The organism is Mesorhizobium sp. (assembly GCF_041661565.1).
Taxonomy (GTDB): Bacteria; Pseudomonadota; Alphaproteobacteria; order Rhizobiales; family Rhizobiaceae; genus Mesorhizobium.
The window spans coordinates 1-11,259 of record NZ_JBAZUD010000155.1; the positions used below are offsets into that span (position 1 = coordinate 1).

Genomic DNA, 11,259 nt, shown 5'->3' on the forward strand with positions numbered 1-11,259 from the left:
CTCGACAATCCGGTCAACAAGAAGTTCATCTCGAGCTTCCGCGAAAAGTTCGGCCAGGAAAAGATGGTCAACGGCATCGGCGAGGCCGGCTACAACGGCCTGCATCTTTACGCGCTTGCCGCCGAAAAGGCCGGCTCGCTGAAGGACGACGATGTGCTGAAGGCGCTGCCGACCATCGAGTTCGACGCGCCGCAAGGCAAGATCCGCGTCGACGCCACCAACAACCACACGTTCTGCCATTCCTATGTCGGCAAGGCGGCGGCCGATGGCGTTGGCTACGAAATCGTCAAGGATTTCGGCGTCATCGCGCCGGTAACCACCTACTGCAAGGTGTAGGAGCGACCGGAACAAGTCCAACCAGTCCTGACGGCGGCTTTGCCGCTGCCGTCAGGGCGTCCGCCGCGCCGGCAGCCTTTCGCGCAGCTCGTCGACAAGCACCCTGGTGTTTTCGGAATAGTCGATGGGGACCACGACCAGATGCACCCCGCCACCGGCAAAGGCCTGTTCCAGCGCCGGCTGCAATCCGGCGACATCGGCAACCCTGGTCCCCCTGGCGCCATAGGCCTCGGCGTATTTGACGAAGTCGGGATTGCCGAACGTCATGCCGAAATCCGGGAATTGGTCGACAGCCTGCTTCCAGCGGATCATGCCATAGGCATGGTCCTCCAGCAGCAGGACGACGAGGTTGAGCTTGAGCCTGACCGCGGTCTCCAGTTCCTGGCTGTTCATCATGAAGCCGCCGTCGCCGCAGATGGCCATGACCCGGCGCCGTGGGTAGAGCAGCGCCGCCGCCATCGCCGACGGCAAGCCAGCGCCCATGGTGGCCAGCGCATTGTCGAGCAGCAGCGTGTTTGCCATCCGCGTCCGGTAGTTGCGCGCGAACCAGATCTTGTACATGCCATTGTCGAGGGCGAGGATCCCGTCGGGCGGCATCACGGCCCGCACGTCGTGCACGATGCGCTGCGGCGTGAAGCGATCCTCGGTGGCGCGCGCGGCGATCCGGCTCAAGATGCCTTCCCGCAGGGGCAGCAGGGCCCCCGCATTGGGGATCTTGCCCTCGATGCGGTCGGCCAACAGCGCCAGCGAAGGACCCAGGTCGCCGACGATCTCGGCCTGCGGGAAGTAGACTTGCTCGACATCCGCCGACTGGTAGCCGACATGGATGACTTTCGGTCCCTTGGCCCCCATGATGAAGGGCGGTTTCTCGATCGTGTCGTGGCCGATGGTGATGATCAGATCGGCCTGTTCTATCGCCTCGTGGACATAGTCGCGCTCTGAAAGTGCGGCGGTTCCCATGTAAAGCTCGGTTCCCCCCGGCACCGTGCCCTTGCCCATCTGCGTCGTGAAGTAGGGGATCCGCGTGCGCAACACGAACCGCGCGATGTCGGAGGTCGAGCGCGGGCGCGACGCCGCGGCGCCGAACATCAGCAGCGGCCTCTGGGCCTGGATGATCATGCCTGCGGCGCGATCGAGCGCGCCGGCGCTGGCCACGGGAAGTTCGACCGGATGCGTCGGCACCAGCGCGACCGGTTCGCACTCCGCCGCCGCGATATCCTCCGGCAGTTCCAGATGCACGGGGCCCGGACGCTCCTCCTGGGCGACGCGAAACGCTTCGCGCACCAGCGACGGGATCATCTTCGGCGACACAATCTGCCGCGACAGCTTGGTCAGCGGCTTCATCGCGGCGACGATGTCGACGATCTGGAAGCGCGCCTGCCGGGAGGACAGGATGCCCTTCTGGCCGGTGATCATGATCATCGGCATCGCGCCGAGCAGCGCATAGGCGGCGCCGGTCGTCAGGTTGAGCGCGCCCGGGCCAAGCGTGGTGATGCACACACCCGGCTTGCCGGTGAGCCGGCCATAGGTGGCGGCCATGAAGGCGGCGGCCTGCTCGTGGCGGGTCAGGATCAGTTGAATGGAGGAGCGGCGGATGGACTCGACGATATCGAGGTTCTCTTCGCCCGGAATGCCGAAAATCCGTTCGACGCCTTCGTTTTCGAGGGCCGCGACGAACAGATCCGAGCCTTTGGTCATGGGCCGTCACTCCAGCAATGTGTAAATTCTAAGCCATCCCCACATGGCAACGGATTGCCACGTCTCAAAGAGCGCCATCCAGTTTGGGCAGCAAGGAACGCGGTGGGCTGCCTTGGCGACACAAACGGATATAGCGGTGGCCGGCACCATGACCAACAAATATTCCTCGCGCGGCGCTGTCGCCCTTGAAGGTCCGGCCTTGCATTCCCAAATGCGGGATGCGGGCCGGGCCCCTCTGACTATCGCCTCTGGCGATTGTGATGTCGGACCGCTTCAACGGGCCCGTTTCCATCCTATCGGTCAAGCGGGCTCATCCTTTTCGGTTCGGAGCCCCGCATGACATCCTCCCTTCTCGGTTCTCGCAAAGGCCGGTTTGCCGCCCTCTTCGCAGGGCTGCTTTTGGCATTCTCCATGGTCGCGATGGATCATGCCGAGGCCCGTCGCGGCGGCAGCTTCGGCAGCCGCGGCACGCGCACGTTCCAGTCGGCCCCGCCGACCAGGACAGCCCCGGCGCCGACCGCCCCGGTCGAGCGTTCGATGACGCCAAACACCGGTGTGAACACGCAGGCACGGCAGCCGCAGGCCGGCCTCCAGAGGCCGGGCTTCATGAGCGGCTTCGGGGGAACGATGATGCGCGGCCTGTTGCTCGGCGGCCTGATCGGCCTGCTCATGGGCCAAGGCCTGGGCGGCCTCGCCGGCATGTTCGGCTTCCTGCTTCAAGCCGTACTCATCGGCGGCGCAATCATGCTGGCTATCCGCTTCTTTCGGTCGCGATCGGCGCAGGGCCCTGCCCCTGCGTTCGCCGGTGCCGGCAATGCCCAGGCGTCGAGGTTCGAGAACCGGGCGACAGCGCAGCAACGCACGACAGGCTCGTTCACGATACCCGGCTTTGGGGGCGGTTCGAGCGAAGGCTCTCCGGCCCCCGTCTCCGAGGACCTCACGCTCGGTCAAACCGACCTCGACGCATTCCAGCAATTGTTGACCGAGGTCCAGGAAGCCTTCGGGCGCGAAGACCATGCCGCGCTGCGCCGGGCGGTGACGCCCGAGATGGTCTCCTATCTCTCGGAAGAGCTGGCCGAAAATGCCCAGAAAGGTCTCAGGAACGAGGTGACCGACATCGCCCTGCTGCAGGCCGATATCGCCGAAAGCTGGCGCGAGGATGATCGCGACTATGCCACGGCCGCGTTGCGCTACGAGTCTCGCGATGTGATGCGCGACCGCGCCAGCGGCAAGGTCGTCGAGGGCGACGAGGGCCGTCCGACTGAGACCACGGAACTGTGGACATTCACGCGCCAGGATGGCTCGAGCTGGAAGCTCTCGGCAATACAACAGGCCTGAAGCCGCCCTCCCCGCAGACAGAGACGCTGCGGGCGGGTTCCGTATTCCGCGCGTGCATTACACGGCCGCGACTGTCAGGTCGCGGCCGCCATCCGACGCGACGCCGTGCTATTCTAGCTGCCACACTTTGACGGCGTTGGCCCGCAAGAGCCGCTCGCGTTCAGAATGCCCGCAGCCAGAAAGCAGCGCATGGGTCGCCGCCACCCAGGTCGAGAGGCCGCCGCCAAGTGTGCACACCGGCCAGTCGCTTCCCCAGACGATGCGGTCCCAACCGAACGCCCCGATGGTGTGTTCGACATAGGGGCGCAATGTCTCGACCGTCGAGGAGGGGCCGGCATAGGCAACGACGCCGGAAATCTTGGCCGTGACATTCGGACGCCGGGCGATCTCGCTCATATGGGCACGCCACGGATGCTCGGCTCCGCTCTTGATGTCGGGAACGCCGCAATGATCGAGGACGAAGCGGACATCCGGCGCCAGATCGACAAGCGCGATCGCCTTGGGGATCTGGTGCGGCAGCACGACGAGATCAAAAACCAGCCCCGTATCGGCCAGCCGCTTGATGTTTTCCCGAAACAGCGCTCCTTCCGAGATGTCGTCCGGCACGACATGGAGGACGCGGCGGAACCCTTTGACGAAAGGGTTTGCCCGCTGGCGGTCGAGATAGGCCGGAAAGCCCGCCTCCTCCGGCCTGCAGGACGCGATCGCTCCAGCCAGCATGCTGCCCGGTTGGCGCGACAGGGCTTCGATCCGCGCGGTCTCGGCTTCGATATCGGCCGGATCGACATCGACCTCCATGTGCAGCACGCGCTCGACGCCGACACGCTTCGCCTCCGCCGCGTATTCCTCGTAGGAGAAGTCGCGATCGAGCGCCGGCTCGCCGGCAAGCCAGGGATAGCGCAGGGCCGAGCGATCGATGAGATGAAGATGCGTGTCGATGATCATGGCGGTTCTCCTCCGGACTTTCCTAAATCATCCCACGGAGTCTGCCTTCAAACGCTCCGCGACGACGGCATGATTTGCCAGCTTTCCTCTAGCCGCCAGCATTGGCATGGAGAGAATCCGGACGTCGAGGAATTTCAGCATCTTAGGCTAGATCAGGCGCGGCTCGACAATCTCTGGCCGTGCCACCTCAGATGGTCGTCCATGAAGGTCGAGATGAAGAAATACGAGTGATCGTATCCGTCCTGCATGCGCAACGTCAGCGGAATGCCGGCCTTGGCGCAGGCCGCTTCGAGGAGCCAGGGCCTCAGCCCATCATTCAGGAATCCGTCCGCCGTGCCCTGATCGACGAGGAATTCCGGGAAACGGCAGCCGCCCTCGATCAAGGAGGTGGCATCATAGGCTCGCCACGACGCCTCGTCATTGCCGAGATACTTCTCGAAGGCCGGCCGTGACCAGCCAGCCGTGCTCGGCTGCACGATGGGTGCGAAGGCGGAGCAGCTTGTGAAACGCTCCGGATTTTTCAACGCGATCGTCAGCGCGCCGTGCCCGCCCATCGAGTGCCCGAAGATCGCCTGGCGCGTCATATCGGCCGGAAACTGCCGCGCGACAAGCGCGGGCAATTCCTCGGCGATGTAGGAATACATGCGATAGTTTCTCGCATAGGGCACTTGGGTCGCATCGACGTAGAAGCCGGCGCCGCAGCCAAACTGCCAATTGTCCTTCTCATCGGGGATACCGGCGCCGCGCGGACTTGTGTCGGGGCAAACAACGATCAGGCCAAGCTCGGCGGCCAAACGCCTGTACTCGCCCTTGTCCATGACATTCGCGTGGGTGCAGGTGAGACCGGACAGATACCACACCACCGGGCAAGGCGTTTCCCGCGCCCGCGGCGGCACGAAGACGGCAAACGTCATTTCGCAGGCGCAGACTTCAGAAGTGTGGGCGTAAACGCCCTGGACGCCGCCATGTGATTTGGCGATGGAGATGTGTTTCATCTGTTCGGGCATGTGTTCCGCTCCACCAAACGCCGATCCCCCGCCGTGTATCTACGGCATCGGCTGCGGCAGCCGCAAGCGGCGTGAGTTTCGGTCCTGCTGACGGCAGCGGGTCCGCGGCGCCATCACAAAACCTGTGCTGACGCCTCATCAGGTTCCGCGGCGATGATCATGCCGCGACTCGCACGATGAGCTTGCCGAAATTCCTGCCCTCGAGAAGGCCCATAAAGGCCTGCGGCGCAATTTCCAGGCCATCCACGATATCTTCCCGGTATCGAACGCGGCCGGAAGCTATCCAGCCCGCCATGTCGCGATAGAAGGCAGGGCGCTGGTCGGCGAATTCGCGCTGGATAAACCCCCTGATCGTCAGGCTGCGATGCAGCACTTGCTGCATCAGGGCCGGCAGCCGGTCGACCCCAGCTTCCGCGACGACATTGTATTGCGCGATCAGGCCACAAACCGGAACACGCGCGAAATCATTCAGAAGGGGAAACACCGCATCCCAGACGGGACCGCCGACATTCTCGAAATAGATGTCGATGCCGTCCGGGCAGGCTGCCTTCAGTTGCGCGGCAAAATCATCGTCACGGTGGTCGACGACCGCGTCGAAGCCGAGCTCCCGCCTCACGAAAGCGCATTTTTCGGCACCGCCGGCGATGCCGACGGCGCGAGCCCCCTTGATGCGCGCGATCTGGCCCACGGCTGATCCGACCGCGCCGCTGGCCGCCGCAACGACCACGGTCTCGCCAGGCTTTGGCTTGCCGATGGTGAGCAGACCGGCATAGGCCGTGAAACCCGGCATGCCGAGCACGCCAAGCGCGGTGGTGACGGGCGCGGTGGCCGGATCGAGCTTGCGCAGCCCGACGCCGTCCGACAGGGCAAAGCCCTGCCACCCTGAGTGGGACAAGACGATATCCCCTTGCGCGAAGCCGGTGTGGCGGGATTTGATGACGCGCGCAACCGTGCCGCCCTCCATCACACTGTCGACCTCGACCGGCTTGGCATAGGATCGTGCCGCGTTCATGCGGCCGCGCATATAGGGGTCGAGCGACAGATAGAGGATCTGCAATAGCAGTTCCCCCTCCCCCGGCTCGACAATGTCGACCGTCTCGATGCGGAAATCGCTCGGCTTCGGCCTGCCTTGCGGCCGCGCCGCGAGCACGATGCGGGTGTTGGTCTGGATCGCCACTTGGTACCTCCGCGAAAAGAACACTCTACCCGAAAAACCGGTTCGCCGGCCGCTTCAAGCCGAGATTCTCGCGCAATGTCGATCCCTCATATTGCCGCCTGAAGATGCCGCGCCGCTGCAGTTCAGGCACAACCCTCTCGGCAAAGTCGTCAAGGCCGGCGGGTAGGTAGGGAAACATGACGTTGAAGCCGTCGGAGCCTTCGGCGACAAGCCATTCCTCCATCTCGTCGGCGATTGTCCGAGGGGTGCCGACGAAGGCAAGGCCCGAATAACCGCCCAGCCTCTGGGCAAGCTGCCGGACGGTGAGGTTCTCCTCGCGCGCCAGTTCGACAACGCGCGCCCGGCCGCTCTTCGAGGCGTTGCTTTCGGGGATATCCGGCAATGGCGCGTCCGGGTCAAAACCGGACGCGTCATGACCAATCGCAATCGACAGCGAGGCGATGCCGCTCTCGTAGTAGACGAGGCTGTCGAGTTTCGCCCGCCTGGCCTGCGCGTCCTCGATGCTGTCGCCGACAACGACAAACGCCCCGGGCAGGATCTTGATGTCGTCGCGGGAGCGGCCGAGTTTCTCGGCCCGGCCCTTGACGTCGGCAAAGAAACGTTGCCCCGAGGCGAGATCGGCATGCGCGGCGAAAATGACTTCCGCCGTTTCCGCCGCCAGTTGCCGCCCTGCCTCGGACGCGCCGGCCTGGACGATGACCGGCCAGCCCTGCACGGGCCGGGCGATGTTGAGTGGCCCCCGCACCGAAAGATGCTCGCCCTTGTGGTCCAGCACATGCAGCCTGGCCGGGTCGAAATAGAGGCCGCTTTCGGCGTCGCGGATAAAGGCATCGTCGGCAAAGCTATCCCACAGGCCGGTCACGACATCATGGAATTCCCGTGCCCGCCGGTAGCGCTCATCATGCTCGACATGGTCGTCGAGGCCGAAATTCAGCGCTGCATCGGGGTTGGACGTGGTGACGATGTTCCAGCCGGCGCGCCCGCCGCTGATATGGTCCAGCGAGGCGAAGCGGCGGGCTATGTGATAGGGCGCATCGAATGTGGTCGATGCGGTCGCGATCAGGCCGATATGATCGGTGACGGCGGCCAGCGCCGACAGCAGCGTGAACGGCTCGAACGATGTGACCGTGTGGCTGCGCCGCAGCGCCTCGATCGGCATGTTGAGGACGGCCAGATGGTCGGCCATGAAGAAGGCGTCGAACTTCGCCGCCTCCAGGGTCTGGGCGAAGCGCTTCATATGCGCGAAATTGAAATTGGCGTCCGGATAGGCGCCGGGATAGCGCCATGCGCCGGTGTGCAGGCTGACAGGGCGCATGAAGGCGCCGAGCCGCAATTGCTTCTGGGTCATCTGATGGATATCTCGAATGTTGGATTTGAAAGCATCTGGCTGAGGATCGGCCTCCGTCAAAGCGCGGGGAAGATATTCTATTCCACCGCCGCCGACTTCCGCAGCATTGGCTTCCCCGCAGACGGCACACAATGGCACAGCGCTACGCCATCCGATCGCTGTGTTGCCCGCCCTGCCAAGCCGCACCCCTACTCGAAGGAATAGGTGAACCCTTCCGTGGAGGCGCCGACGGTCACCTTCGTCATCTTTGCGCCTTCGAGCGACCGGTTCAACACGCCGCGGCTCAGTTCCGGCAGAAGCGTGTTGGTCAGGATGGCGTCGATCATCCGCCCGCCGGATTCGATCTCGGTGCAGCGGGCCTTGACCAGATCCATGACGCCGTCGCCGATCACCAGCTCCGCTTCGCTGGTGGCAAGCAGCCGGCGTGCGATCTTGGCGAACTGGTGGCGGGTGATCGCCTCGATCATTGAATCCGAGAGGGGATAATACGGAATGGTCACAACACGACCGAGGAAGGCCGCCGGGAAAACCTTCAGCAGCGGGCCGCGCAAGCCAATGTCCAGGTCGTCGAGCCCTGCCCGCAGCGTGCCATTTTTGGTGCGGTCCATGATGACCTCGGAGCCGACATTCGAGGTGAGCAGGATCAGCGTGTTCTTGAAATCGATGCGCCGGCCCTCACTGTCATCCATCATCCCCTTGTCGAAGACCTGGAAGAAGATCTCGTGCACGTCGGGATGCGCCTTCTCGACCTCGTCGAGCAGGATCACCGAATAGGGTTTGCGCCGGACCGCCTCGGTCAGGATGCCGCCCTTGCCATAGCCGACATAGCCGGGCGGCGCGCCTTTGAGCGTCGAGACCGTGTGGGCCTCCTGGAACTCGGACATGTTGATCGAGATCAGGTTCTGTTCGCCGCCGTACAGCGTTTCGGCCAGCGCCAGCGCGGTTTCGGTCTTGCCGACGCCCGAGGGGCCGCAGAGCAGGAAGACGCCGACCGGCTTTTCGGGCGCGCCGAGCCCGGCGCGGCTGGTCTGCACGCGTTTGGCGATCATCTCCATGGCGTGATCCTGGCCGACCACGCGTTCGGACAAGGTCGCGGCCAAGCGCAAGGCCTTTTCGGTCTGGCTGGACAGCATCCGCCCCGTCGGAATGCCGGTCCAGTCCTGAACGACGGCAGCAACGGCGTTCCTATCGACGGACGGCAGGATGAGCGGTGTTTCGCCTTGTGCAGAGGCAAGCTCGGCCATCAGTTCGCGTAAACGCGCAAGGTCGGCAGCGGGATCGGGTGGATCGGCAGCCGCCGGCGTCTCGACGTCGGCGTTGGCGGCCATGGCTTTGGCCGCATTGGTCTTCGTCGTTTCATCCATCGGCGGCTCCGTCCCGGGCACTTTTGTCTTTTCAGCGTCCTGCGATGCCGTTTCGGTATCGTCCTCAGCGGTCGCCGCCGTATCGAGCGGCACGCCCTCGCCGCGCAGCCGCGCCCGCAATTCGAGGATCTCGGCGACCAGCGACTTTTCGCGCTGCCAGCGCCCCTCGGCGGCGGCCAGCGTGGTCTCGGTTTCGGCGAGCCCGGCTTCGACGCGCGCCTGCCGGTCCGTCACCTCGATGCCGATCGCGGCCTCGCGGCCGATGATGCCGCGTTCGACCTCCAGCGCCTGGCGGCGGCGCATGATGTCTTCTACCTCTGCCGGCGTGGCGTGCTGCGATATGGCGACGCGGGCGCAAGCGGTGTCGAGAAGGCTCACCGCCTTGTCGGGCAGTTGCCGCGCCGGGATATAGCGATGCGACAGGCCGACCGCCGCCTCGATCGCCTCATCGAGTATTTGCACCTTGTGGTGCTGCTCCAGGACGCCGGCCACGCCGCGCAGCATCAGAACGGCCACCGTCTCCGAGGGCTCATCGATCTTCACCACTTGGAAACGGCGGGTCAACGCCGGGTCTTTTTCGATGTGTTGCTTGTATTCGGCCCAGGTGGTCGCGGCGATGGTGCGAAGTTCGCCGCGCGCCAGCGCCGGCTTCAGGAGATTGGCGGCATCGCCGGTTCCGGCCGCGCCACCGGCCCCGATCAAGGTGTGGGCCTCGTCGATGAACAGGATGACCGGCGTCTCGGACGATTGCACCTCGTCGATGACGGCCTTCAGCCGTTTTTCGAATTCGCCCTTCACGCTGGCGCCCGCCTGCATCAATCCGACGTCGAGCATGCGCACGCTGACATTCTGCAGCGTCGGCGGCACGTCGCCCTGGGCGATACGCAAGGCAAAGCCCTCGACGACCGCGGTCTTGCCCACCCCGGCCTCGCCGGTCAGGATCGGGTTGTTCTGGCGCCGCCGCATCAGGATATCGACGATCTGCCTGATCTCCGGGTCGCGGCCGACGACCGGATCGATCTTGCCGTCGCGGGCACGCTGGGTCAGGTCAGTGGCGTATCTCGCCAGCGCCGAATCCCCGCCTGGGCCCCGTTTCATGGGCGGTTCCGCGGCGGGCGTCGTCGAAGAGGCGCCGGCTTCGAGAGAGCCCTCCACGACATCGGCAAATCGCGCGATGACCGCGTCGGCGTCGATCTTGTCGAACTCGCCGCTGATTTTCGACAGCAGGCCTTCCAGCACCGGAGTCTTCAGGCAGGCGAGAAGGATATGCGCGCTGCGGACTTCCTCGACGCTGAACTCGAGCGTCGCCAGGTTCCAGGCTTCCTGGATGGCGTGGAAGATGTGGTCGGAAAATTCCTCGATCGACGTCGCGCCGTAGGGAAGCTTGTCCACGGCGCGGGTCATATCGGCGATGAGCCGGCTCGCATCCACGCCCGCATCGGCGATCATCATCTGCACGTCCGAGCGGTCGGAGAGCACAAGCTGCTCGATGAAGTGGACGAGTTCGACATAGGGATTGCCGCGCAGCTTGGCGGCGTCGGCCGCGGCCTTGAAGGCCCGCAGCCCGACCGGATTGAGCTTGCCGACCAGTTCCTTACGCTTGAAGGTCTGCGATGAGCGGCGCTGTTCCATCGAACGTGCTCCTGCAATCTGCCCGCCGGTAAAATGCCACATGGGGCGCCACCGACAAAGCGCCCGAGGACGGCGATCGCCATCCTGCAATTCAAGAGGCTGCTGGACATGTGTGGAAAGTTCCGCACCAGTAACTGCGAACAGCCACGCAATTGCCTGCTTCCATGTGACGCATTTGACACGCCGCGTCCAGCCATAGAGCCAAGGTTTTGGCGCTTCCGAGGCAGTCCGGTCAGCTTTCGTTAATTTTTTGAGCAATGGCCGAATTGTGGTAAGCTACAACCGTGTGGTAACGTAGGGGCAGGCGCCTTCGAGGGCCTGTCGCTTGGGGGTTGGTGTGATCGATGTCGCACTATGGCTTAGTCCGCTCGACGGTGAAAATCCGTCAGGGGAAGACTTGCGCAATGATCCGGC

At 64.3% G+C, this 11,259-nt stretch carries 8 protein-coding genes; 2 read left to right on the top strand and 6 right to left on the bottom strand.

Features of this window, described 5'->3' with window-relative positions:
- The coding region (locus WC739_RS21610) for a transporter substrate-binding protein (protein WP_372955033.1) at positions 1-336 on the top strand (336 nt) is incomplete at its 5' end.
- 51 nt (positions 337-387) lie between these two features.
- Here the strand turns inward: WC739_RS21610 and WC739_RS21615 are convergent.
- The gene (locus WC739_RS21615; protein ID WP_372955034.1) at positions 388-2,034 is read right to left on the bottom strand and encodes an acetolactate synthase large subunit; all 1,647 of its coding nucleotides are present in this window, start codon (positions 2,032-2,034) and stop codon (positions 388-390) included.
- A gap of 336 nt (positions 2,035-2,370) precedes the next feature.
- On the opposite strand from WC739_RS21615, the gene WC739_RS21620 reads away from it, so the two are divergent.
- Positions 2,371-3,372, top strand: coding sequence for a Tim44 domain-containing protein (locus tag WC739_RS21620; RefSeq protein WP_372955035.1), 1,002 nt, complete (start codon positions 2,371-2,373; stop codon positions 3,370-3,372).
- A gap of 108 nt (positions 3,373-3,480) precedes the next feature.
- Here the strand turns inward: WC739_RS21620 and WC739_RS21625 are convergent, their stop codons facing one another.
- The 5 genes from WC739_RS21625 to tssH all read right to left on the bottom strand — a co-directional run bounded on the left by WC739_RS21625 (position 3,481) and on the right by tssH (position 10,845).
- On the bottom strand, positions 3,481-4,317 hold the full coding sequence (locus tag WC739_RS21625) for an amidohydrolase (protein ID WP_372955036.1): 837 nt from the start codon (positions 4,315-4,317) through the stop codon (positions 3,481-3,483).
- A gap of 152 nt (positions 4,318-4,469) precedes the next feature.
- Positions 4,470-5,324, bottom strand: a complete 855-nt coding sequence (fghA, locus tag WC739_RS21630) for an S-formylglutathione hydrolase (RefSeq protein WP_372955037.1) — start codon at positions 5,322-5,324, stop codon at positions 4,470-4,472.
- A gap of 157 nt (positions 5,325-5,481) precedes the next feature.
- A complete protein-coding gene (locus tag WC739_RS21635; protein ID WP_372955038.1) occupies positions 5,482-6,501 on the bottom strand; it encodes an NADP-dependent oxidoreductase in 1,020 nt (339 codons plus the stop codon).
- A 25-nt stretch (positions 6,502-6,526) separates the two neighbouring features.
- Complete coding sequence (locus WC739_RS21640; RefSeq protein WP_372955039.1) at positions 6,527-7,849, bottom strand: LLM class flavin-dependent oxidoreductase; 1,323 nt, start codon at positions 7,847-7,849, stop codon at positions 6,527-6,529.
- Positions 7,850-8,037: 188 nt separating this feature from the next.
- Positions 8,038-10,845, bottom strand: coding sequence for a type VI secretion system ATPase TssH (gene tssH, locus WC739_RS21645; RefSeq protein WP_372955040.1), 2,808 nt, complete (start codon positions 10,843-10,845; stop codon positions 8,038-8,040).
- Positions 10,846-11,259 lie beyond the last annotated feature (414 nt).